The sequence below is a fragment of the Streptomyces sp. NPDC048001 genome (genome assembly GCF_043203115.1).
GTDB classification, from domain to species: domain Bacteria; phylum Actinomycetota; class Actinomycetes; order Streptomycetales; family Streptomycetaceae; genus Streptomyces; species Streptomyces sanyensis.
In genome coordinates, this window is the sequence record NZ_JBIDBN010000015.1 from 72,049 (window position 1) to 95,996 (window position 23,948).

Annotated in this window: 18 protein-coding genes; 14 read left to right on the forward strand and 4 right to left on the reverse strand. The window is 75.4% G+C overall.

Translation table 11 applies throughout. From position 1 onward, the window contains the following. Positions 1-123 precede the first annotated feature (123 nt). From ACGF15_RS25690 to ACGF15_RS25735, 10 genes are all read left to right on the forward strand, one after another. Positions 124-1,020 (forward strand): FAD binding domain-containing protein, encoded by an 897-nt coding sequence (locus ACGF15_RS25690; protein ID WP_345611274.1) that lies wholly within the window; start codon positions 124-126, stop codon positions 1,018-1,020. Beyond that, the gene (locus tag ACGF15_RS25695; RefSeq protein WP_392802276.1) at positions 1,017-3,335 is read left to right on the forward strand and encodes a 2Fe-2S iron-sulfur cluster-binding protein; all 2,319 of its coding nucleotides are present in this window, start codon (positions 1,017-1,019) and stop codon (positions 3,333-3,335) included. Before ACGF15_RS25690 ends, ACGF15_RS25695 begins: the two co-directional genes overlap by 4 nt. After that, positions 3,332-5,656, forward strand: coding sequence for a xanthine dehydrogenase family protein molybdopterin-binding subunit (locus tag ACGF15_RS25700; RefSeq protein WP_345611270.1), 2,325 nt, complete (start codon positions 3,332-3,334; stop codon positions 5,654-5,656). The genes ACGF15_RS25695 and ACGF15_RS25700 overlap by 4 nt, the downstream gene beginning before the upstream one ends. Positions 5,657-6,146: 490 nt before the next feature. Further along, a complete protein-coding gene (locus ACGF15_RS25705) occupies positions 6,147-6,659 on the forward strand; it encodes a hypothetical protein (protein WP_392802278.1) in 513 nt (170 codons plus the stop codon). Between the two features lie 31 nt (positions 6,660-6,690). Next, positions 6,691-8,196: a hypothetical protein gene (locus ACGF15_RS25710; RefSeq protein ID WP_392802280.1), complete on the forward strand. Its 1,506-nt coding sequence runs from the start codon at positions 6,691-6,693 to the stop codon at positions 8,194-8,196. Between the two features lie 27 nt (positions 8,197-8,223). Next, positions 8,224-9,639 carry a type VII secretion-associated serine protease mycosin gene (mycP, locus tag ACGF15_RS25715; RefSeq protein ID WP_392802282.1) on the forward strand — a complete coding sequence of 472 codons (1,416 nt, stop codon included), beginning with the start codon at positions 8,224-8,226 and terminating at the stop codon, positions 9,637-9,639. Between the two features lie 281 nt (positions 9,640-9,920). Next, positions 9,921-11,462 (forward strand): MFS transporter, encoded by a 1,542-nt coding sequence (locus tag ACGF15_RS25720; protein WP_392802284.1) that lies wholly within the window; start codon positions 9,921-9,923, stop codon positions 11,460-11,462. Positions 11,463-11,701: 239 nt separating this feature from the next. Further along, positions 11,702-13,486, forward strand: a complete 1,785-nt coding sequence (locus ACGF15_RS25725; protein WP_345611254.1) for a DEAD/DEAH box helicase — start codon at positions 11,702-11,704, stop codon at positions 13,484-13,486. 517 nt (positions 13,487-14,003) lie between these two features. Next, positions 14,004-14,645 (forward strand): IclR family transcriptional regulator, encoded by a 642-nt coding sequence (locus ACGF15_RS25730; RefSeq protein ID WP_256523327.1) that lies wholly within the window; start codon positions 14,004-14,006, stop codon positions 14,643-14,645. Between the two features lie 154 nt (positions 14,646-14,799). Continuing rightward, positions 14,800-15,594, forward strand: coding sequence for a S16 family serine protease (locus ACGF15_RS25735; RefSeq protein WP_345611247.1), 795 nt, complete (start codon positions 14,800-14,802; stop codon positions 15,592-15,594). A gap of 24 nt (positions 15,595-15,618) precedes the next feature. On the opposite strand, the gene ACGF15_RS25740 is transcribed toward ACGF15_RS25735, so the two are convergent. Beyond that, on the reverse strand, positions 15,619-16,086 hold the full coding sequence (locus tag ACGF15_RS25740) for an Lrp/AsnC family transcriptional regulator (protein ID WP_345611243.1): 468 nt from the start codon (positions 16,084-16,086) through the stop codon (positions 15,619-15,621). 121 nt (positions 16,087-16,207) lie between these two features. Between ACGF15_RS25740 and hppD the strand changes: the two genes are divergently transcribed. After that, complete coding sequence (gene hppD, locus ACGF15_RS25745; protein ID WP_345611239.1) at positions 16,208-17,353, forward strand: 4-hydroxyphenylpyruvate dioxygenase; 1,146 nt, start codon at positions 16,208-16,210, stop codon at positions 17,351-17,353. A 107-nt stretch (positions 17,354-17,460) separates the two neighbouring features. On the opposite strand, the gene ACGF15_RS25750 is transcribed toward hppD, so the two are convergent. Continuing rightward, positions 17,461-19,044: a tetratricopeptide repeat protein gene (locus ACGF15_RS25750; protein WP_392802290.1), complete on the reverse strand. Its 1,584-nt coding sequence runs from the start codon at positions 19,042-19,044 to the stop codon at positions 17,461-17,463. Between the two features lie 108 nt (positions 19,045-19,152). On the opposite strand from ACGF15_RS25750, the gene ACGF15_RS25755 reads away from it, so the two are divergent. Continuing rightward, positions 19,153-20,520, forward strand: coding sequence for an FAD-linked oxidase C-terminal domain-containing protein (locus ACGF15_RS25755; RefSeq protein WP_362607345.1), 1,368 nt, complete (start codon positions 19,153-19,155; stop codon positions 20,518-20,520). 141 nt (positions 20,521-20,661) lie between these two features. Here ACGF15_RS25755 and ACGF15_RS25760 read toward each other — a convergent pair whose 3' ends face one another. Further along, positions 20,662-21,141, reverse strand: coding sequence for an SsgA family sporulation/cell division regulator (locus ACGF15_RS25760; protein WP_345611227.1), 480 nt, complete (start codon positions 21,139-21,141; stop codon positions 20,662-20,664). Between the two features lie 237 nt (positions 21,142-21,378). Here ACGF15_RS25760 and ACGF15_RS25765 point away from each other — a divergent pair, with 237 nt between their 5' ends. Both ACGF15_RS25765 and ACGF15_RS25770 read left to right on the forward strand, forming a co-directional pair. Further along, complete coding sequence (locus ACGF15_RS25765; protein ID WP_392802294.1) at positions 21,379-22,728, forward strand: RDD family protein; 1,350 nt, start codon at positions 21,379-21,381, stop codon at positions 22,726-22,728. 86 nt (positions 22,729-22,814) lie between these two features. Beyond that, on the forward strand, positions 22,815-23,567 hold the full coding sequence (locus ACGF15_RS25770; RefSeq protein ID WP_345611218.1) for an RDD family protein: 753 nt from the start codon (positions 22,815-22,817) through the stop codon (positions 23,565-23,567). Here the strand turns inward: ACGF15_RS25770 and ACGF15_RS25775 are convergent. Next, the gene (locus tag ACGF15_RS25775) at positions 23,556-23,864 is read right to left on the reverse strand and encodes a hypothetical protein (RefSeq protein WP_362607351.1); all 309 of its coding nucleotides are present in this window, start codon (positions 23,862-23,864) and stop codon (positions 23,556-23,558) included. The two genes, ACGF15_RS25770 and ACGF15_RS25775, sit on opposite strands and share 12 nt — an antisense overlap. Positions 23,865-23,948: the final 84 nt, after the last annotated feature.

A 23,948-nucleotide genomic window follows, 5' to 3' on the forward strand; every position in this document is an offset into this window, starting at 1 on the left:
CCTTCGCGGACCCTCTCGACGCACGGCCCGGAACATGTGCCAGAGTTGCCACGTCCGGCCTGTGAGCACGTACGGTACGGCCACACAGGCGGGATGGCCTGGACACCGGGAAGGGGCAGCTGGGTGACCACGCACGCACCGCGGACCGCACAGTCGGTGACGCTGCCGGACTCGCTCGACGAGGCCGTGGCGGCTCTCACCGCCATGCCCGCCGCCGTGCCCGTCGCCGGCGGGACCGACCTGATGACGTCGGTCAACCGGGGCCGTCTGCGCCCCGCCGGCCTCGTCGGCCTCGGCCGCATCAGCGAGATCCGCGGGTGGCGCTACCAGGACGGCCACGCGCTCCTCGGCGCCGGACTCACCCACGCGCGGATGGGCCGCCCCGACTTCGCCGCGCTGATCCCCGCCCTCGCGGCCTCCGCCCGGGCGGCCGGACCACCCCAGATCCGCAACGCCGGCACCCTCGGCGGCAACATCGCCTCCGCCGCGCCCACCGGGGACTGCCTGCCCGTCCTCGCCGCGCTGGAGGCGGATCTGGTGATCGCGGGACCCGGCGGCGCCCGCCGCGAGATCCCCGTCTCCCATCTGCTCGCCGGCCGCGAGCTGCTGGGCCCGGCCGAGTTGATCGGCTTCGTCCGGGTCCCGCTGCTGCACGCCCCGCAGGTCTTCCTCAAGGCCACCGGGCGCACCGGGCCCGGTCGCGCCACCGCCTCCGTGGCCGTCGTGCTCGACCCCGCGCGGCGCGGCGTGCGCTGCGCGGTCGGGGCGATCGCCCCCATGCCGCTGCGGCCGCTGGAGGCCGAGCGCTGGATCGCCTCGCTGATCGACTGGGACGGCGAGCGCGGCCTCGCCGACGAGGCACTCGCGGCCTTCGGCGAGTACGTCGCCGCCGCCTGCATCCCCGACCCGGTGCCCGCCGCACCGGGCGAGGAGCCGGAGGCCCTGCCGCCGGCCGTACTGCACCTGCGGCGCACCGTCGCCGCACTGGCCCGACGGGCACTGGGGAGGGCGCTGTCATGAGCGACGAGGACCACCGGCACACAGGGCACCCGGAGCCCGGCGACCGGCCGGAGGCCGCGGAGCGGCACCACCCGGGCCCCGGCGACCAGGACGGCCGCCCCGGCACCCGCGAGCGCACCCGGGAGGACGACGGCTACCTCCGCGACGCCTCCGAGGGGCACGCCTACGGCGGCTACGGCACCGCCCGGGGGCAGGACTACGGCCGCGCGTACCCGGGCGGGTACGGCCGGGACTACCCGCGGGAGTACGGCCGCGAGCAGGGCTACCCGCAGGGCGCCGAGGGCCGCGACCCGTACGCCCAGGAGCACGGCGCCCACGGCACGAGGGAACCCGACCCCTACGGCGCCCAGGCGGCCGACCCGTACCGGCCGCAGGCGGCCGACCCGTACGCCACCCAGGGCCACGGGCAGAGCTTCGTCCACGAGTACGGCAGCTGGCAGCCGACCACCGGACCCGACTACGACGGCGAGTCGACCACCTTCCTCCAACTCCCGCCCGAGGGGCCCCAGGACGCGGCTCCGCTGGAGGCGCCCGGGCACGGCTACACCCCGCCGATGATCACGCCCCTGAAGCCCCTCGCGCCCCGGGCCGACGAGGACGCGGCGCCCGTCGACTGGCAGCAGGGGCACTCCGGCGCGCCCGGCCGCCAGGGCCCGCCGGAGGAGCCCGCCGCCGCGCGGGACGCAGCCCGGGGGCAGGGCCCGCTGCACGCCGGACCCGACCCGCACGCGTCACAGGGCCCGCCCGCGCCGCGGGACCCGGAGGATCCGCAGGCGACCGGCCAGTGGGCCTTCCCCGAGGAGTCCGCGCCGCGGGACCCGGCCGCCGTCCACGAGATGACCGGGCAGTGGTCCGTCCCCGAGGAGTCCGCGCCGCGGGACCCGGACGATCCGCACGCGACCGGCCAGTGGAGCTTCCCCGAGGAGTCCGCGCCGCGGGACCCGGCCGCCGCCCACGAGATGACCGGGCAGTGGTCCGTCCCCATCGCGGACGGCGACCTGCCCGAGGAGTCCGGCGAGTACCCGCGCAACGCGGTCCCCGGCACCGCGCCCGCCGCCGCCCCGGCCTGGACCACGCTCCCCGGAGGCGCCCCCGCGCCCTGGGCGCAGCAGCCCGGGCCCGACCCCGATCCGCTCCCGGAGGCCCCCGAAGCGGCACCCGGGGACCCCGCGCAGCCCTTCCCGGACGGAGCGGCCGCGCCCGAGGCCGCGCCCGAGCCCGGACCCGCGCCGGTCCCCGAGCCCGGCCCCGAACACCCCGCGGCCGAGGGCACCGCCGCGCCCGGGGACGCCTCCGCGCCCACCGGTGCCGACCGGTCCGGGGCCCCCTCCGGGGAGGCGCACCCCGCCCCGGAGGCACCGGACGACCTCTCCGCCGCCCCGGAGAGCGGACCGCCGGAACCGGAGTCCCTCCCGGCGGACCGCCTCCCGGACGAGGGCCCCGCCACCCCGCCCGCCGACTCCCCGACCCTCCCCGCGGAGCCCACCGCCCCGGAGCCCGGCGCACAGGCCCCGACCGGGACCCCGGCGGACGCCCCGCCCGCCGAGGAGGACACGCCCGGCGCCCCCGTGCCGCCGCCGCGTACCGAGGCCGACCCCGCGCCGCAGGACGCCCCGGGGCAGGCCCCGCACACGGCAGCCGCGCCCGAGCCGCTGCCCGTCCTCGACCCGGCGGACGCCCCGCCGCTGCCCGGCGCGGGAGACGAGCACCCGGCCGCCTCGTACGTCCTCACCGTCAACGGCGCCGACCGCCCCGTCACCGACGCCTGGATCGGCGAGTCCCTGCTCTACGTGCTGCGCGAGCGCCTCGGCCTCGCCGGGGCGAAGGACGGCTGCTCCCAGGGGGAGTGCGGCGCCTGCAACGTGCAGGTGGACGGCCGCCTGGTCGCCTCCTGCCTGGTCCCCGCCGCCACCACGGCCGGATCCGAGATCCGCACGGTCGAGGGCCTGGCCACCCACGGCGAGCCCTCGGACGTCCAGCGGGCCCTCGCCCGGTGCGGCGCCGTCCAGTGCGGCTTCTGCATCCCCGGAATGGCGATGACCGTCCACGACCTCCTGGAGGGCAACCACGCCCCCAGCGAGCTGGAGACCCGACGGGCCCTCAGCGGCAACCTCTGCCGCTGCACCGGCTACCAGGGTGTGCTCTCCGCCGTCCGCGAGGTCGTCGCCGACCGGGCGGCCGCGGCCGAGGCCCCCGACGGCGGCACCGCCGACCAGCTGGCCGACTCCGCACCGGACGAGGCCCGCGTTCCGCACCAGGCGCCCCCCGGCGAGGGGAGTGCCCAGCCGCACCCGCACGACGGAGGCATGGCGTGAGCAACGACGCGGCCACCACCTCGCCGCTCCGGCCCGAGGGCGCCCCCGCGGCCGACGAGGCACCCACCCGCGGCCTGGGGGTCTCCCTCCCGGCCGCCGACACCCGCGCCAAGACGGAGGGCACCTTCCCCTACGCCTCCGACCTGTGGGCCGAGGGCCTGCTCTGGGCGGCCCTGCTCCGCTCCCCCCACGCCCATGCGCGCATCCTCTCCGTCGACACCTCCGCCGCCCGGGAGATGCCCGGCGTCCGGGCCGTGATCACCCACGAGGACGTCCCCGGGGACACCGCCTACGGTCGCCGGATCGCCGACCGCCCGGTCTTCGCCGCCGACACCGTCCGCCACCACGGCGAGGCCATCGCCGCCGTGGCCGCCGACCACCCGGACACCGCCCGGCTCGCCGCCGCGGCCATCACCGTCGAGTACGAGCTCCTCGAACCCGTCACCGACCCGGAGCGCGCCTTCGAGGCGGAGCCCCTCCACCCCGACGGCAACCTCGTGCGCCACATCCCGCTGCGCTACGGCGACCCGGACGCCGTCGGCGAGGTCGTCGTCGAGGGCCTGTACCGCATCGGCCGCCAGGACCCCGCACCCGTCGGCGCCGAGGCCGGGCTCGCCGTGCCCCGCCCCGACGGCGGTGTGGAGCTGTACCTGGCCTCCACCGACCCCCACGCCGACCGCGCCCTCGCCGCCGCCTGCTTCGGCCTGGAGCAGGACCGCGTGAAGGTGGTGGTCACCGGAGTCCCCGGCGCCACCGGCGACCGCGAGGACCCCGGCTTCCAGCTGCCCCTCGGGCTGCTCGCGCTGCGCACCGGCTGCCCGGTCAAGCTCGCCGCGACCCGCGAGGAGTCCTTCCTCGGCCACGCCCACCGCCACCCGACCCTGCTGCGCTACCGGCACCACGCCGACGCGGAGGGCCACCTGGTGAAGGTCGAGGCCCAACTCCTCCTCGACGCCGGGGCCTACGCCGACTCCTCCGCCGAGTCGCTCGCCGCCGCCGTCGCCTTCGCCTGCGGCCCCTACGTCGTGCCGCACGCCTTCATCGAGGGCTGGGCGGTGCGCACCAACAACCCGCCCTCCGGGCACATGCGCGGCGAGGGGGCCATGCAGGTCTGCGCCGCCTACGAGGCGCAGATGGACAAGCTCGCCGCCAAGCTCGGCGTCGACCCCGCCGAACTGCGCCTGCGCAACGTCCTCGCCACCGGGGACCTCCTGCCCACCGGGCAGACCGTCACCTGTCCGGCCCCGGTCGCCGAACTGCTGGAGGCCGTACGCGACTTCCCGCTGCCCTCGCTGCCCAAGGACACCCCCGAGGAGGACTGGCTCCTCCCCGGCGGCCCCGAGGGGGCGGGAGAACCGGGGGCCGTGCGACGGGGCGTCGGCTACGCCCTCGGCATGGTCCACATGCTCGGGGCCGAAGGCGCCGACGAGGTCTCCACCGCCACCGTCCGCGTGCAGAACGGCGTCGCCACGGTCATCTGCGCCGCGGTCGACACCGGCTCCGGCTTCGCCACCCTCGCCCGCCAGATCGTCCAGGACGTCCTCGGCGTCGAGGACGTACGGGTCGCCGCCGTCGACACCGACCAGCCCCCGGCCGGTCCGGCCGCGCACGGCCGCCACACCTGGGTCTCCGGCGGCGCGGTCGAGCGCGCGGCCAAGATGGTGCGCACGCAGCTCCTCCAGCCGCTGGCCCACCAGTTCGGCATGTCCACGGAACTCCTCCAGATCGCCGACGGAAGGATCACCTCCTACGACGGGGTGCTCTCCACGACGGTCATGGAGGCCATGGCCGGAAAGGAGCTGTGGGCGACGGCCCAGTGCCGCCCCCACCCCACCGAGCCCCTCGACGCCTCCGGACAGGGGGACGCCTTCGTGGGGCTGGCGTTCTGCGCGATCCGCGCCGTCGTGGACGTCGACATCGAACTGGGCTCCGTGCGGGTCGTGGAGATGGCCGTGGCCCAGGACGTCGGCCGGGTGCTCAACCCCGCCCAGCTGGCCACCCGCATCGAGGCGGGCGTCACCCAGGGCATCGGCGCGGCCCTCACGGAGAACCTCCGCACCTCCCGCGGACTGGTCCGCCACCCCGACCTCACCGGCTACGCCCTCCCCACCTGCCTCGACGCACCGGACATCCGCATCGTGAAGCTGGTCGAGGAACGCGACGTGGTCGCGCCGTTCGGCGCCAAGCCCGCCAGCGCCGTGCCCGTGGTGACCTCCCCGGCGGCCGTCGCGGCGGCCGTCCGCGCGGCGACCGGCCGCCCGGTCAACCGCCTCCCGATCCGCCCGCAGGCGGCGGTGGCCGCGGCCACCGCCCGGGGCTGACCCGCGGCGGCGGCACGCCGCGCCCGCCGGGCGCCCCGTGCGGACGGCCGTCCGGCACTCCCGGGCGCCCGGGCGGATTGCCGTTCCTGAGCGCAACGCCGCCGGGCGGTGCGGGTACGGCTCCGGTACGGCCCGGGCCCGCCCAAGGGCCGCCCCCCGGGCCGCTCTTGAGGCGCCCGTGTGCCCACTTCCCCGCCCCCGACTCCCGGTTGGACGGGCCGGAGGCGTAGCCTGCCCTGAGGCCCGTCCGCGCGGGCGGCCGGACGACGGCACCCCCGACGCGGTGCCACCGCGTCCCCGCCGCCCGCACCGAGGGCGGCGCCCACCGCGCACCGCGCCGCGCGACGGTGCGGGAAACGCGGGCCAAGAGCGGCTGCAGGGCCCAACTCCGATGGGTGTGACGCGCGTTGCACCTGCAATTCGGGGGTGCCTGCTGTCATGGCCACTCGGTAGAGTGGCGGCGTAGAGCGCTGTGAACGGGGAGGCATGGATGGCTCTGGACGACGGGACGGGACGACCGGTCATACCGGAGGGGCTGGGGATGGTGCCCATCGTGGGCCCCGCTCTCTCGGCGGTCAAACTGGTCACCGAGCTGGAGTCGATGACCACCTTCAAGCGGGAGATCGACAAGCTGCTCGTCGAGCTGGAGGGCTCCGAGGCGGCACCCGACAAGGTCGGGGCCGGCCGCATCGAGCCGGGGCAGCTCGGCAGCGCCGCCTTCGGCGAGAGCGCCTATCTCTACAGCGTCTACGCCAGCGTCCACGACCAGGTGGAGAAGCTCTCCAAGATCCTCGCCCTCCAGGTCGACGGCCTCAGCATCGCCGTCTCGGCCTCGCAGGTCGGCTACGAGAACATCGACCAGGGGGTCCGCGACCGGATGCTCCAGCTGGCGCAGGAACTGAGGCCGGAGGGCTCGCAGGGCGGCGCCCGCCCGACCGCCGACGGCGGGCAGCAGACGCCCGGCGGCGGGACCGGTCCGGGCACCGGCGAGTTCGACACGTGATGACAGGGGGACAGCAGGATGGTGACCGTCCATGACTGACGGTGTGAAGGACCCCGGGTCGATCCCCGGGCCCCGGACCACGGACTTCGAGGCGCAGACGCACGACGCGCTGCTGGCGATGATCAAGGGAGCGAACTCCGAGTCCGCCGCCCAGCTCGCCCAGCGGCTGTCCAAGGCGTCCAGCGTCATCACCAGGGTGGGCGAGGGCATGAAGGCCCACATGACGCGCGTCGTGTGGCAGGGCGAGGGTGGCGAGTCCTTCCGGGACTGGGGCCACAAGGCCGTCATGGCCACCCTGGAGCTCGGCGGCTACACGCAGAACGCCGCCGCTGTCTTCGAGGAGGTCGCCACGGCCCTCGCGCACGCCAAGGCCGCGGTGCCGCCGCGCGACGGGGCGGCCGAGGCGCGCGAGGAGAGCGCCCGCGAGCTGCTGCACGCCGCCAGGAAGGACCCGGGGTCGGGCAACGCCGAGGTCGACGCGCTGAAGATGCTCACGGGGGCGCAGACCGCCCAGGAGCACCGCCGCCTCGAAGCGGCGGACCAACTGCGCAAGCTGGGACAGACGTACACCCATTCCGGTGAGCGCATCCAGTCGATGCCGCTGCCGGAGTTCCCGCCGCCGCCGGGGGAGTTCGTGCCCAACGACGTCGGTCGAGTTGATGGCCAGGGGTATGCAGGCGGGGCGTATGCCGGAAGCGGCTCCTCTGTTCCCCGTTCCGCCTTGTCCTCGGTAGGCGAGGCCGAGTTGGGTTCAGCCGGCTCTTCATCCGGAGCCTCGTCCGCACCGAGATCCGGTTCTCCCACCGAGCGTCTGGTGGAGGCGCCGTCCGTCTCCACCCGTCTCGACAGCGTCGGAACGCTTCCGCCCCCGACGACCGCGGGTCCGGGTCCTGCACCGGCCCCCAGCCCGTCGCCGGTCCGGAGCGAGAGCTTCCCGCCCCTGCTGGGTGGGGCTCCTCCGCTGACCGCCGGGCCTGTCGGGGGGCCGACGCAGGGACGTGCCACGGCTTCGGGCCGAAGCCTTCCGGGCACCGGTCAGCTCTACGGCGGCACCGGTCGGCCGACGGGTGGGACGCCGGGCATCGTGGGCGGGCGCCCCATGCCGCCCGCCCCGGGGCGGGCGGCCGGAGGCATCCCGCGCGGACTGGTCGTCGGGGGCGAGCAGCAGGCGATGGGCCGTGCTCCCCTCGGGCAGGGTGCCGCAGGGGCGGGTGGGCGCGCAGCCGCCTCGCCCGCCGCCACAGGCACCGGTGGCCGCCGAGTGGCAGGCGAGACCGGCGGGGTCATGGGCGGTCGCCCGTCTCAGCCGGGAGCCGCCGTCGGGAGGACCGCAGGCGCTACGGGCGCCGGTCCGTCCCGCAACTCCTCGACCGGCAACGCTCGCCCGAGCGTCGGCGCGGGAGGGGTACCGCCTCGGGGGCGGAAGAACGAGCACACCGAGGAGCGGGACAAGCGGAAGCGTCCCGACTACCTGACCGAGGACGAGGAGACGTGGCTGAGCGACAACCGTCGCGTCGTGCCTCCGGTCATCGACTAAGACACCGTCCACAGAGGGAAATGAACGATGCTCATCGGCAGCAACCGATCGGTCAGGCGCTGGCGTGCCGTCTCGGCGGTGCTGGGGTTGCTGCTGGTGGGCATCGCCGCCACCCCGGCGCAGGCCGAGACGGTGCGGGAGATGCAATGGCATCTCGATGCGATGCACGCGGAAGAGATGTGGAAGGTCAGCACGGGTAAGGGTGTCACGGTCGCCGTCATTGATGGGGGTGTTGACGACACGATTCCTGACCTCAAGGGGCAGGTTCTGCCTGGACTTGATCTTTCGACAGAGGAGCCGGGAGACGAGAGTCACGACTACGACGGTCATGGCACGAAGATGGCTGTCATGATCGCTGGAACCGGCGCCAAGGCTGGCGGCCAGGGGTCTTTCGGATTGGCGCCAGATGCGAAAGTCCTTCCGGTCAGACTTCCCAAGCCGGACGAGGGGACGAAACTCAACTGGAATCCAAGAGTGTGGAATCCTGCCCTCAGTAAGGCAATCCGTCACTCTGTCGATTCCGGTGCGAAGGTCATCAATATCTCTCAGGCCGTCTGGGATCAGTCGGACGAGGTAGTGGACTCGGTCGAGTACGCGTTGGCCAAGGGTGCGCTGATCTTCGCTGGCGTGGGCAATGACGGCGACGGTTTGAATCGTGTCATGTACCCTGCTGCGACCCCGGGTGTCGTGGGTGTTTCTGCCGTTGACAAGAACGGCAGCGTGACCGCGGAGTCCCAGAGTGGCCACCAGGTGGATCTTGCAGCCTTCGGTGACGACATCGTCTCCGCTTGTCTGGGCGGCACGGAGCTATGTCGGAGCCACGGCACCAGTGACGCCACCGCCCTTGCCTCCGCCTCCGCCGCGCTGATCTGGTCGAAGTACCCGGAGTGGACGAACAACCAGGTCCTGCGCGTCATGATCAATACCGCGGGCAAGGCCAAGAACGGCATGGAGCGGACCGACCGGGGCGGTTACGGGGTCGTGCGGCCGCGGATCGCGTTGAAGACGCCGGGTGATCCGGGTCCGGCGGACGTGTATCCGCTTCCGGACCTGGCGGAGGCCGAGGCGTCTGCGGAGCCGGACCCCGAACCGTCCGCTGCTCCGGACCCGGCGGCCGGGGGAGACGAGAGCGGTCCCGACCAGGCGGCCGCGGATCCGCAGGACGAGGACGGGGGGAGCGGTCTCTGGATCGCCCTGGGCGTCGGCGCCGCCGTGATCCTGGCGGGTGCGGTGGCCGCGGTGGTGGTGCGTCGCCGGCGCGCTGCGCCGCAGGCCCAGCCGGTGGGCGCAGCGCCCTACCCGCCGCAGGCGGGACCTCCGCCCCCGGCGCCCCCGTCGCACGGGCAGGCCCCCCAGGGCTACCTGCAGCCCCCCACCGGCCGCTTCGGTCCCCCGACGGACCCGCCCCCGCCGGCTCCGCCGACCCGGGACCCCGGCCACTGAGCACCGCTGCCCGCACCCGACCGGTGCGGGCAGCGTCGTTCCCGGAAGCGCTCCCCCCTCGGTGCGGGCACGACGTCCAAGGCTTCCGGAGCGAGCCCGACCGGACCGAGGCGGAGGAGCGCCCGGGCCACCGGCCGCCGTTCGGCCCCCCTGCCAGCTCGCCTTCGGCGTCCTTCGCCGCGGGCCCGCCCGGCAGAGGGGCGGACCTACGACCAAGGGCCCGGTCGCAGCGCGACCAGCGACAGGGGCCGGGGCCGGATGCGCCCCTTACTCTGATGGGCATGACCGCCGCCGAACCTCGCGACCGCGACGCCCCGCCGCAGATGTCCGCCGCCCTCACGGAGCCGCTCGCCGAGCCGTCGCACCGGCCCGCCCCCTCCCCGGGCCCTGCCGGGGAACCGGTCCCGGGGAAGGCCACCGGGGTGCTCGGCGCCGACTACCGGGCGCTGAGCATCGGCATCGTGTCCGTCGTCTTCCTGATCGCCTTCGAGGCGACCGCCGTCGGCACGGCGATGCCGGTCGCCGCCCGCGAGCTGCACGGCATCCCGCTCTACGCCTTCGCCTTCTCCGCCTACTTCACGACCAGCCTCTTCGGCATGGTCGTCTCGGGTCAGTGGGCGGACCGCCGGGGGCCGCTCGGGGCGCTCGCCTGCGGTATGGCCGCCTGGGCCGCGGGTCTGGCGCTCTCCGGGACGGCGTCGGCGATGTGGGTGTTCGTCATCGGGCGCGCGGTGCAGGGACTGGGCGGCGGTCTCGTCATCGTCGCCCTGTACGTGGTCGTCAGCCGGGCCTACCCCTCCCACCTCCAGCCCGCGATCATGGCGGCCTTCGCGGCGAGCTGGGTGATCCCCTCCGTCGTCGGCCCGCTCGCGGCGGGCACGGTCGCGGAACAGCTCGGCTGGCGGTGGGTCTTCCTCGGCATCCCCGCGCTCGTCGCCGTGCCGCTCGCCCTGGCGCTCCCCGCGATCCGCCGCCGTGCCGCCGGGCCCGCCGACCCCGGGGCGCCCGTCCCCTCCTTCGACCGGCGCCGCATCCGCCTCGCCCTCGGGATCTCCCTCGGCGCGGGGCTGCTCCAGTACGCCGGTCAGGAGCTGCGCTGGCTCTCCGTGCTGCCCGCCGCCGCGGGCGCGGCCCTGCTGGTGCCCTCGGTGCTCGGGGTTCTGCCCCGAGGCACCTACCGGGCGGTCCGGGGGCTGCCCTCCGTGGTGCTGCTGCGGGGGATCGCCGCGGGGTCCTTCATCGCGGCGGAGTCCTTCGTGCCGCTGATGCTGGTCACCCAGCGGGGGCTCTCCCCGACCCTGGCGGGCCTGTCGCTCGCGGTGGGCGGGGCGACCTGGGCGCTGGGGTCCTTCGTGCAGTCCCGGCCGCGCGCGGAGCCGCACCGGGAGCGTCTCGCCGTCCTCGGCATGCTGCTGGTCGCCGCGGCGATCGCCACCGCGCCGACGGTGCTGGTGCAGGCGGTCCCGGTGTGGATCGTGGCGGTGGCCTGGGGGTTCGGCTGCTTCGGCATGGGGCTGGTCATCGGGTCGACCAGTGTGCTGCTGCTCAAGCTGTCCGCCCCCGAGGAGGCGGGCACGAACTCGGCCGCCCTGCAGATATCCGACGCCCTGTCCAACGTCCTGCTGCTCGCCGCGGGAGGCGCCGCCTTCGCCGCGCTCGGCGGTGGCGCCGCGGGGGCAGCCGCCCACGGTGCCGTGGCGTCCGGTGCCGCCGGGTCCCAGCCCGCCGCGTTCGCCGCGGTGTTCCTGCCGATGGCGGGCGTGGCGCTGCTGGGCGCGTGGGTGGCTACCCGGCTGCGGGTGGCGGAGCCCGGCCGGGTGTGACGCGGCGCCGGGGCCCGGCCCCGCGCTCCGGACGCCTCGCCAGGCCCCCGAACGGCCCTGCCCCGCCCGCCGGATGTGACTCCCGTCCCAGTGGCCGACGCGGGCCGCCGTCAGCCGGTCACCCGCCGCGGCCCCCGGTAGGGTGGCCCGGTTGCCGTACGCGGCGGCCCGGCCCCGAGCCGCGCCGGCCGGGGCGGCGGCCGTGCCCCAGTACGCCGAGAGCAACTGAACCGGAGACCGTGACTACTACCGCCTCCCACCACCTCTCACCCGCCTTCCCCGGCCGGGCCCCCTGGGGCACCGCCAGCAAGCTGCGCGCCTGGCAGCAGGGCGCCATGGACAGGTACGTCCAGGAGCAGCCGCGGGACTTCCTCGCGGTGGCCACCCCCGGCGCCGGCAAGACCACCTTCGCGCTCACCCTCGCCTCCTGGCTGCTGCACCACCACGTGGTGCAGCAGATCACCGTCGTCGCCCCCACCGAGCACCTGAAGAAGCAGTGGGCGGCGGCCGCGGCGCGGATAGGCATCAAGCTGGACCCGGAGTACAGCGCGGGCCCGCTGAGCAAGGAGTACCAGGGCGTCGCGGTGACGTACGCGGGCGTCGGCGTCCGCCCGATGCTGCACCGCAACCGCTGCGAGCAGCGCAAGACGCTGGTGATCCTCGACGAGATCCACCACGCGGGCGACTCCAAGTCCTGGGGCGAGGCGTGCCTGGAGGCCTTCGAACCGGCGACCCGCCGCCTGGCGCTCACGGGCACGCCCTTCCGCTCGGACACCAACCCGATCCCCTTCGTCACCTACGAGGAGGGCACCGACGGGATCCGCCGCTCCTCCGCCGACTACACCTACGGCTACGGAAACGCCCTGGGCGACGGCGTCGTCCGCCCGGTGATCTTCCTCAGCTACAGCGGCAACATGCGCTGGCGCACCAAGGCGGGCGACGAGGTGGCCGCCCGGCTGGGCGAGCCCATGACCAAGGACGCGGTCTCCCAGGCGTGGCGGACGGCGCTCGACCCGCGCGGCGAGTGGATGCCGAACGTGCTGCGCGCCGCGGACCAGCGGCTCACCGAGGTCCGCAAGGGCATCCCGGACGCCGGCGGCCTCGTCATCGCCTCCGACCAGGACTCGGCCCGCGCCTACGCCAAGCTCATCCGGGAGATCACCGGCACCAAGGCCACACTCGTCCTCTCGGACGAGGCCGCGGCCTCCCAGCGGATCGAGGACTTCAGCGGCAGCGAGGACCGCTGGATGGTCGCCGTCCGCATGGTGTCCGAGGGCGTCGACGTGCCGCGGCTCGCCGTCGGCGTGTACGCCACGACCATCTCGACCCCGCTGTTCTTCGCCCAGGCCGTCGGCCGCTTCGTGCGCTCCCGCCGCCGCGGCGAGACGGCCTCGGTGTTCCTCCCGACCATTCCGGACCTGCTCGGCTTCGCAGGCGAGATGGAGGTCGAGCGCGACCACGCGCTGGACAAGCCGAAGAAGGACGGCGAGGAGGACCCGTACGCGGAGTCCGAGAAGGAGATGGCCGAGGCCGAGAAGCAGCAGGACGAGGACACCGGCGAGCAGGACATGCTGCCCTTCGAGGCACTGGAGTCCGACGCCGTCTTCGACCGGGTGCTGTACGACGGTGCCGAGTTCGGGATGCAGGCCCACCCCGGCAGCGAGGAGGAGCAGGACTACCTCGGCATCCCCGGACTGCTGGAGCCGGACCAGGTGCAACTGCTCCTCCAGAAGCGGCAGGCGCGGCAGATCGCCCACAGCCGCAGGAAGCCCGACGACGAGGCCGACCTGCTGGAGCTGCCCGCCGAACGCCGGCCGGTGGTCTCCCACAAGGAGCTGCTCGAACTGCGCAAGCAGCTCAACACCATGGTCGGCGCGTACGTCCACCAGAGCGGGAAGCCGCACGGGGTGATCCACACCGAGCTGCGCCGGGTGTGCGGCGGCCCGCCGAGCGCGGAGGCGACGGCGGGGCAGATCCGCGAGCGGATCAAGAAGGTGCAGGAGTGGGCCACGCGGATGCGCTGAAGCGCCTCCGCCCCGCCCGCACGTCCCCCGCCCGCAGGCCCCGTCCGCACGCCCCCGAGCCGGGGCGGACCGGGGCCGGTCCGCCGCCCCGGGAGCGCACCGCGGTCGCCGGGTGCCACCCGTCCCTTCCGTCCGCCCGGTGCGGACCGGTTGGCACGCTCGCCCTCTCTCCCGGCTCCCCGCTCCCGGCTCCCGGTCCACGGACCCGTCGGCGGCGAGGGCGCGCGCCGCCGTCCCGCGCTCCCCGGCGCGCGCTCTCGCGCGGGCTCGGCGCGCGCACGAAGCGGGACCAACGCCGCAGCTCGGGAAGAAGATCGCCCGGATTCTGGACGAGGTCTTCCGCTGAGCGGTGCCGCTCGCTACTGTCCCGGCAAACACACGCCCCGTGGCAGCGCCGCCGCGGAGCGCAGTCGGTGTGCCATGGCCTGCCGGCGGCCTCTGGGTGCGTCGCCGAAGGGACCGGTGCCGCCGATCCCGTGGGGGGACCGCCGTCACTCACTCCGAAGGAGGGGGCGTCGTGACCGCGGAAACCTCTCAGACGCTCGACCGGGGACTGCGTGTCCTCAAGCTGCTCGCCGATACCGACCACGGGCTGACCGTGACCGAGCTGTCCAACCGGCTCGGGGTCAACCGCACGGTCGTCTACCGTCTGCTCGCCACCCTGGAGCAGCACGCCCTGGTCCGCCGGGACCTGGGCGGCCGGGCCCGTGTCGGGCTCGGCGTGCTGCGCCTCGGGCGGCAGGTCCACCCGCTGGTGCGCGAGGCGGCGATGCCCGCCCTGCGCTCGCTCGCGGAGGACATAGGGGCCACGGCCCATCTGACCCTCGTCGACGGGGCCGAGGCTCTGGCCGTCGCCGTCGTCGAGCCCACCTGGACGGACTACCACGTCGCCTACCGTGCGGGGTTCCGGCACCCCCTGGACCGCGGTGCGGCGGGCAAGGCGATACTCGCCGCCCGCCAGACCGCGCACGCCGAACCGGGCTACACCCTCACGGCGGGCGAGTTGGAGGCGGGCGCCTGCGGGGCCGCGGCCGCGCTGGTCGGCGTGAGCGGCATCGAGGGCAGCGTCGGCGTCGTGATGCTCGCCGACGCCGTGCCCGAGCGCGTCGGGCCCCGGGTACTGGACGCGGCACGCGAGGTCGCGGACGCCCTGCGCTGACGGGCGCCCCGCGGCGGTGCGCAGGCCCCGGCCCGCGTACCGGACCGCGGGCGCCCGGGGGCGGCCCGCCGCCGCCCGTGCCGCCCGGTCCCGGGCCCCCGGCCCGCACGACGGCCGTGGTGGACGTCCGGGTGCGCCCGGATAGATTGTCGGGGTGTTCTCCAGCCTCGCGCACAGCCGCACCCGCGTCGCCGCCCTCTGCGCCCTGCCCGTCGCCGGGCTGATCGCCGTCGCCGGGTTCGCACCCCTGCCGTTCGTCGTGGCGCAGCCGGGCATGACCGCGAACGTGCTGGGGGAGGACCAGGGGCGCCAGGTCATCACCATCACCGGCGCGCCCACCCGCCGTACCGGCGGAGAACTGCGCATGACCACGATCGTGGCCACGGGCCCGTCGGCCGAGGTCGGGCTCGGCGACGTGGTCGACGCCTGGTTCCGCACGGACCGGGCCGTGCTGCCCCGCGACGCCGTCTACCCGGCGGGGAAGTCCGTCGAGGAGGTCGAGCGCCGCAACACACGGGCCATGGAGGACTCGCAGGACGACGCCACCGCCGCCGCGCTGGCCTACCTCGGCGAGGACCCCGAGGACATCGAGGTGACCCTGCACCTCGCCGACGTCGGCGGACCGAGCGCGGGCCTGCTGTTCTCCCTCGGCATCGTCGACAAGCTCGACGGGGACGGCGAGGGCGGTGACCTGACCGGCGGACGGACCGTCGCCGGCACCGGCACCATCACCGAGGACGGCACCGTGGGCCCGGTCGGCGGGGTCTCCCTGAAGACCCAGGCCGCCCGGCGGGACGGGGCCACCGTCTTCCTGGTGCCGCGGGCCGAGTGCGGAGAGGCGCGGGCCGAGCTCCCCTCGGGGCTGCGCCTGATCCCGGTCACCACCCTCGACGGGGCCGTCGACTCCCTCCGCGCCCTGGAACGCGGCGGAGAGGTCCCCTCCTGCTGAGTCCCCGCCCCGCGGGCCCGCCGGTCAGCCCCCCGCGGCCTGCTCCACCAGCGGGATGATCCGCAGGGGCACCGGGTTCTCCATCACGATCGCCGTCGAGGCGCGCACGATCCCCTCGTACCCGACGACCCGGTCGATCACCCGCTGGAGGTCGGCGTTGGAGCGGGCGACCAGGCGGCAGAGCATGTCGCCGTGGCCCGTGGTGGTGTGCAGTTCCAGCACCTCGGGGACGGAGGCCAGGTGGTTGCGCACCTCCGCCCCCTGGCCCTGCTTGATCTCCAGCGTCGCGAACGCGGTCACCGGGTAGCCCAGCGCCGCCGGGTCCACGTCCGGGCCGAAGCCGCGGATGACCCCGCCCGACTGGAGCCGGTCCATCCGCGCCTGGACCGTGCCGCGTGCCACGCCGAGGCGCCGCGACGCCTCCAGGACCCCTATCCGCGGCTCGCGTGCCAGCAGCACGATGAGCCGTCCGTCCAGATGATCGATCGCCATGGTCTCTCCTCGATGGTCATCCTGTACACAAAGACCGGTCCTACTCGCGAATCGCTGTGCAGATTGCCCAGCATCCACGAGAACTATTGCGCACCTTGCGGAGCGGGGGGAGCCTGCTGCCATGACTGAGACCACGCATCACACCCCGGACACCGCGCGTGAGGCCGACCCCTTCCCGGTGAAGGGCATGGACGCGGTCGTCTTCGCCGTGGGCAACGCCAAGCAGGCGGCGCACTACTACTCGACGGCCTTCGGCATGAAGCTCGTGGCGTACTCCGGACCGGAGAACGGCAGCCGTGAGACCGCGAGCTACGTGCTCACCAACGGCGCGGCCCGCTTCGTCCTCACCTCGGTGATCAAGGCGTCCACCGACCGGGGGCGCTTCCTCGCCGAGCACGTCGCCGCCCACGGCGACGGTGTCGTGGACCTCGCGATCGAGGTGCCGGACGCCCGCGCGGCCTACGCCTACGCCGTCGAGCAGGGCGCCACCGGCATCACCGAGCCGCACGAGGTCGCGGACGAGCACGGCGTCGTCGTCCTCGCCGCGATCGCCACCTACGGCAAGACCCGCCACACGCTGGTCGAGCGCAAGGGCTACCAGGGCCCCTACCTGCCGGGCTACGTGGCCGCCGACCCCATGGTCGAGCCGCCGGCCAAGCGCACCTTCCAGGCGATCGACCACTGCGTGGGCAACGTCGAACTCGGCCGGATGAACGAGTGGGTGGCGTTCTACAACAAGGTCATGGGCTTCACCAACATGAAGGAGTTCGTCGGTGACGACATCGCCACCGAGTACTCCGCCCTCATGTCCAAGGTCGTCGCCGACGGCACCCTGAAGGTGAAGTTCCCGATCAACGAGCCGGCGATCGCGAAGAAGAAGTCGCAGATCGACGAGTACCTGGAGTTCTACGGCGGCGCCGGTGTGCAGCACATCGCCCTCGCCACCAACGACATCGTCGCCACCGTCCGCTCGATGCGCGCGGCGGGCGTGCAGTTCCTCGACACCCCGGACTCGTACTACGACACCCTCGGCGAGTGGGCCGGCGAGACCCGGGTGCCGGTCGAGACGCTGCGCGAGCTGAAGATCCTGGTCGACCGCGACGAGGACGGCTACCTGCTGCAGATCTTCACCAAGCCGGTCCAGGACCGCCCGACCGTCTTCTTCGAGATGATCGAGCGCCACGGCTCCATGGGCTTCGGCAAGGGCAACTTCAAGGCCCTCTTCGAGGCCATCGAGCGCGAGCAGGCCAAGCGCGGCAACCTCTGACCGGTCGTCCGCGGCCGGACGGGCCCCGGGAAGCCCCCCGCCGCCTCCCGCGGTCCCGCGGACCCCACCGGTCCGCGGGACCGCGCGCTCCGCCCGGCCGGGTCCGGCTACCGCTCCCCGGCCCCGTCCTCGCCGGAGCCGTCCTCGTCGGCCCCTTCCTCGCGGCCGTCCTCCTCGGCCCCGTCCTCGCCGGAGCCGTCCTCGCGGCCGTCCCCCTCGGAGCCGTCCTCGTCGGCCCCGTCCTCGCGGCCGTCCTCGTCGGAGCCGTCCTCGTCGGAGGGCTCCGGCTCGTCGATCGGATCCGGCCCGTCCCCGTACAGGTCCTTCGGCCCGCCCGGCTCCGGCTCGGCCACCGCCGACAGCGCCGCCCGGGCCCTCGGCGCCCGCAGCGGGGAGAACTCGGGGCCCCTGCGCAACGCCTCCACCAGATGGCGGCGGGCCTCCCCGCGCTCGCCCAGTGCCAGGGCGATCACCCCCCGGTGGTACGAGAACAGCGCCCCGCCCGCATCCTGCCCCGCCGCCCGCGAGGCGAAGGGCACCGCCTCCTCGGGGCTGCCCGCCCGGTACAGCGCCCAGCCCAGCGCGTCGGCGACCTCCGCACTGCGGTGCCCGCGCCGCCACTGGTCCCGCAGCCGGTGGACCGCCGCCTCGGGCGCCCCGTGGTCGGCCTCGTAGCGCGCGAGCACCACGTCCCCGTCCACCCCGTCCCGGCGGCCCCGCGCCACCAACTCCCGCATCCGGCCGAACAGCGACCGGGCCCGGTCGCGTTCGCCGAGGGACTCCTCCAGCTCGCCCCACTCCAGCGCGTACCCGGGCAGCGGCCGGCGCTCCAGCACCCGTGCGTAGTCCTGCCGGGCCTCCTCGGTGCGGCCCAGCGCCGCCAGCGACCGGGCCCGGCCTCCGAGCGAGCGGTGGGCTCCCGGGTCGGCCTCCAGCGCCGCCTCGTAGTGGGCGACGGCCTCCGCGTACTCCCCGTGCTCCCAGGCCAGTTCACCCTGCCGGTGACGGGCCGCCGCCCGCTCGGCCCGGGTGGTGGCGTGCACCCGGGCGTCGTGCGCCAGCACGGCCGCGTCCTCCCGCAGGCCCCGGTCCCGGAACGCCTGGGCGTGCCTGCCCTCCACCTGCGGGCCCGAGGCGAGCCCGCGCAGGGCGTCCACCGCCCGGCCCGCCGCCTCCGGATCCCCCAGGCCCCCGTAGGCGTCCACCAGCACCGGGTACACCGCCCACGAGCCGGGCCGCAGCGCACGGGCCCGCTCGCCGAACTCCCGTGCCGCACCGAAGTCGTTCCGCGCGTTGGCGAGCGCACCCAGGCCCACCAGGGCCGCCGTGTTCCCCCGGTCCGGAGCGCGCAGCGCCAGCGAACGGCGCAGCGCCCGCTCCGCCTTCGGGAACAGGGCCGTCTCACCGCTGCCGACCCCGCGCTCCACATAGGCGGCGCCCAACCGGGCCCACGCCCGGTCGTCGCCGGGGCTCTCGCGCACCCGCCGCTCGTGCTCGGCGATCAGCGCCGCCAGGTCGTCCGCGGCCGCCGGCGCACCGGCCGCCGCGGCGGACAGGGCCCGCCCGGCGGCCTCCCGCGGGCTCCCGCCGCCCCCGTCCCCCCAGCCGGGGACCAGCAGCACCACCAGGGTGAGCGCGGCCGCCCCGCCCAGTACGCCGGCGACGGTCTTCCTGAGGGTCTCGCTCTTCATGCGCTCACTGTGCGCCAGCGCCCCGCCGGTGCCCCGAGCACACTCGGAAGCCACCCGGTCGAACGCGGACGGGTTCACACCGATGGCCCCCGGTGCCAGGCTGGGATCATGGACGAACTCCTGGAGCGCCTCCGCAGCGGCCTGCCCGACGAGGCCCTCATCTCGGACCCCGACGTGGCCCGCTCCTACGACCGGGACATGGCGGGCTTCTGCGAGGCCGGGACACCGGCCGCCGTGGTGCTGCCACGGACCGTGGACCAGGTCCGCCACGTCATGCGCACCGCGACCGCCCTGCGGGTCCCCGTCGTGCCGCAGGGCGCCCGCACCGGCCTCTCCGGCGCGGCCAACGCCAGCGACGGCTGCATCGTGCTCTCCCTGACGGCGATGAACCGCATCCTGGAGATCGACCCGGTCGACCGGATCGCCGTCGTCGAACCGGGCGTCGTCAACGCGGACCTCTCCCGGGCGGCGCAGCAGTACGGCCTCACCTACCCGCCGGACCCCTCCAGTTGGGAGACCTGCACCATCGGAGGCAACATCGGCACCGCCTCGGGAGGGCTGTGCTGCGTGAAGTACGGCGTCACCGCCGAGTACGTGCTCGGCCTGACGGTCGTCCTCGCCGACGGCCGCCTGCTGAGGACCGGCCGCCGCACCGCCAAGGGGGTCGCCGGCTACGACCTCACCCGCCTGTTCGTCGGCTCCGAGGGGAGCCTCGGCATCATCGTCGAGGCCGTCCTCGCCCTGAAGCCCAAGCCGCCCGCCCCCCTGGTGCTGGCCGCCGAGTTCCCCTCGGCCGCCTCCGCCTGCGCGGCGGTGTGCGCGGTCATGGAGCAGGGGCACACCCCCTCCCTCCTGGAGATCATGGACCGCACCACCCTCCGCGCCGTCAACCGGCTGGGCAGCATGGGACTCCCCGAGAGCACGCAGGCGCTGCTGCTGTGCGCCTTCGACACCCCCGACCCGTCCGCCGACCTCGCCGCCGTCGCCGCACTCTGCGAGGCGGCGGGTGCGACCGAGGTGGTGCCCGCCGACACGCCCGCCGAGTCCGAACTGCTGCTGCAGGCGCGCCGGATGTCCCTGCCCGCCCTGGAGGCCCTCGCACCGGCCACCATGATCGACGACGTCTGCGTGCCCCGCTCCCGGCTCGGCGACATGCTCGACGGAACGGCCGCGATCGCCGAGCGGCACGGGCTCACCATCGGCGTGTGCGCCCATGCCGGGGACGGCAACACCCACCCCGTCGTCTGCTTCGACCACCGGGACGCCGACGAGTCCCGCCGGGCCCGGGCCTCCTTCGACGAGATCATGGCGCTCGGCCTGGAACTCGGCGGCACGATCACCGGGGAGCACGGCGTCGGGGTGCTGAAGAAGGAGTGGCTCGCGACCGAGCTCGGCCCGGTGGCCCTGGAGCTCCAGCGGGGCATCCGGGAGACCTTCGACCCGCTCGGCATCCTCAACCCGGGCAAGCTCTTCTGAGCCGCCGCCCGTCCGGCCGGCACCCGGGGCCCGGCACCGCCCCGCCGGGCCCCGGGGCGGCCGTCCTCCGCAACCGGCCGCCCCGCACCCCGCCTCCCGGCGCCGCGTCCCGCCCGCCCCCGGGCCCTGCGGCCGCCGCCCTCACGCCTCACCGTCCGGCAGCTCCTCCGCCCGCGGCGCCGCCCGCCGCGGGCGCTCGTCCGCCCCGGCCGGGGCCAGCAGCGCGGCCAGCTCCTCGTCGAGACCGAGCAGCGAGGCCTCCGTCCCCGGGGGAACCACCCGCAGCGAACGCTCCAGCCACGCGGACACCGCAGCCGACGGCGCCTCCAGCAGCGCGTCCCCCTCGGGTGAACTCAGCGCCATCAGGATGACGCTGCGCCCCTCGTTCTTCGTCGGCCACACCCGCACGTCCCCGCCGCCGCAGGGACGGAACACCCCCTCCACGAGCAGCTCCCGGGCGAACGTCCAGTCCACCGGGTGGTCGGAGCCGACATGGAAGACGACGTGCACCGCGAAGGGGTCGTCGGCCCGGTACACCAGACGGGCCGGCACCGGCACGCTGCGCTCCGGGGAGAGCACCAGGTTCAGCTCCAGCTCGCGTTCCACCACGATGTCCTTCATCGTCCTCGTTCCCTTCTCGCCATGTCGCGGCCTGTCGCGCACCGCCGTCGGCGGTGCCCCGCACAGAGACGAGAGGGCGGCGGCCCCCGGCTCTTACGCGGGTTTCCGCGGTAACTTTCCGTAACGATGTGGTGACCTGATCGGGCCCCATCCCCCCGGACGGCCCCGGGCGTGCCCAACGGTCTGATAGATGTGGACCCTTGAAGTGAGGCCTCGAGCAGATACGGGACCACGGTGATGAGCGCCCCCACCCCGGCCACCGGTGACGGAAGCCCCGCGCCCGGCTACTACCCGGACCCCTCCATCCCCGGATACGTCCGGTACTGGAACGGTGCCGCCTGGGTGCCCGGCACGAGCCGGCCCGCTCCCGCCCAGGGGGAGGAGCTGAGCGCCCCGCCCGGGGCGGCCGCCGCGCCACCGCCCGCCGCGACCGCCGCCGCGCCGCCCCCGGCACGCGTCGAGGAGACGGGCCCGGTCTTCCTGGACGAGGACCCCGGGCCCGAGGCCGCCCGCCCCGAACCCGCCTCCGCCTGGCAGGCGGACACCGCGCGCCAGGCCGGTTTCGGCGGGGACCTCGACCACCGGGTGTCGTGGGGGAGCCCGGCCGCGGGCGATCCGCGCCGGCCCGCCGAGCCCGCCGCCGACCCCAGCGGCGGGCAGCTGCCCGGCATGCGGTCCGGGGGCGCCCCCGCCCCCGAACACCCCGCCGCGGCCCGCACGGAGAGCCCGGCCGCCGCCGTCACCGGACGGACGCGGCCCGGTGCGGCGGACGGCCCCGGTGCCGCGCAGCAGACCGCCGCCGCACCGCCCCCGCAGGCGCAGTGGCCCCAGGCCCCCGCCGAGCGGCAGGTCGCCGCGGCGGCCCCCGCCCGGCCCGGGCCGTCCACCCCGGCGTCCTCGCCGCTTCCCGCGCAGCCCGCGTCCCCGGCCCGGCCCGCCGGCCCCGTGAGCGAGGGCCAGGGAGGCGGTGCCGCGTCCTGGGCCCAGCAGGTCCACCAGCTCGCCGGTTCCGGTGCGTCCGCCGCCCCCGAGGGCGGGCAGCCCGTCACACCGTTCAAGCCCCCGGTCGACGACCCCTTCCTGAGGGCCGCCCAGGCCCAGGCCAACGCCCGCCCCGCGTCGCCGGGGCGGCGGCTCGCGGCCCGGCTGGTCGACACCCTGCTGCTCGGCGCGCTCGTCGGCGCGGTCGCGGTGCCCGCCGGCACGAGGGCGTGGGAGCACGTCGACGCCAAGCTCGAAGCCGCCCGCCTGTCCGGCGAGACGGTCACCGTGTGGCTGCTCGACGGCACCACCGGCACCTGCCTCGGCATCGTCCTCGGCGCCCTGCTGGTCCTGGGGGTGCTCTACGAGGCGCTGCCCACGGCCCGCTGGGGCCGCACCCTCGGCAAGCGGCTGTGCGGGCTGACGGTCCTGGACATCGAGTCGCACGAACCGCCGTCCTTCGGCGGAGCGCTGCGCCGCTGGCTGGTCTACAGCGTGCTCGGGCTGCTGGTCCTGGGGGTCCTCAACGTGCTGTGGTGCCTGTTCGACAAGCCCTGGCGGCAGTGCTGGCACGACAAGGCGGCGCACACCTTCGTCAGCGGCTGACTGTCCGTCACCCGGCCCGCCCGGCGTGTTCCCCCGAACGCACGTGAGGCGTTGCGGGGCAGGGTGCCCCGATGTGCACTGCCCCCATGAGCAACGATCAGCCGCCCCCCGGTCCGCCGCCCGACGAGGATCCGCTCCGCAAGAGGCCCCAGGAGCCGCCCCCCTCCGGCGGCGAGGGCCAGCCCCCGCCGGCCGGCGGCGGCCCCTCCGGGCCTCCGGGGGCCTCCGGTGGCGGGGCGGGGCCGGGCGGCGGCTCGCCGTACGACACCCCGGGCGGCGGGGCGGGCGCGCCGGGCGGTCCCTACGGCGGCGGGCAGCCGCCCCCGTACGACGCGGGACCCTACGGGGGCGCGTACGGAGGGGCGGATCCGCTGGCGGGGATGCCGCCGCTCGCGCCCTTCGGCAAGCGGTTCCTCGCCCGCCTGGTGGACATCCTGATCATCGCCGTTCCGCTCGCGGTGCTGTCCCTGCTCTTCGGCGGCTGGGAGTGGACCACCGACGGGGAGGAGTTCACCGACCAGGTGAACACGGGGCGGCAGTGGATCTGGACGCTCGTCTCGCTGGCCGCGTACATCGGTTACGACACGCTCATGATCAGGCGGGACGGCCGCACCGTGGGCAAGCGGCTGATGAACCTCCGGGTGGCCATGCTCAACGACGGGCGCACCCCGGACACCGGGGCCTCCGCGCTGCGGGCGGTGGTGCTGTGGGTGCCGGCGCTGGTGTGCTGCTACTGCGTCTGGTGGCTGGTCATCCTGATCACCGTGGTCTCCGACCGCCCCTACAAGCAGGGGCTGCACGACAAGGCGGCCAAGACGGTGGTGGTGTCAACCGCGTAGCGAGTGCTGCCTGATCCGGGCCCCGGTGCGGGGCGCGGGGACGCGGCCGGACGCGGGACCGGTGGCGGAGGGCCTCGGTGCGGTCCGCCCGGCCGGGGCCTCCGCCCGCGCCCCGGCGGCGCGGCGCCGGTGCAGGGCGGGCGCCGCGGCGACCGCGAGCCCGAGGGCGAGTGCCGTGGCGGCGACCGCGGCGGTGGCGAGGACGCTCCCGGCGCCGGTCAGCAGGAGCAGGGCGACGGCCGAGGAGACGGCGGTGGCCGAACCGGAGGCGTACTGGGCGGCAGTCGGACGCGGCATCACGGGATCCGTCCTCGGGGCAGGGGCGGGGAAGGCACGGGCCAGGTCGCACTGGCTCAGGACTCTACGGTTCCCGATGCCCGG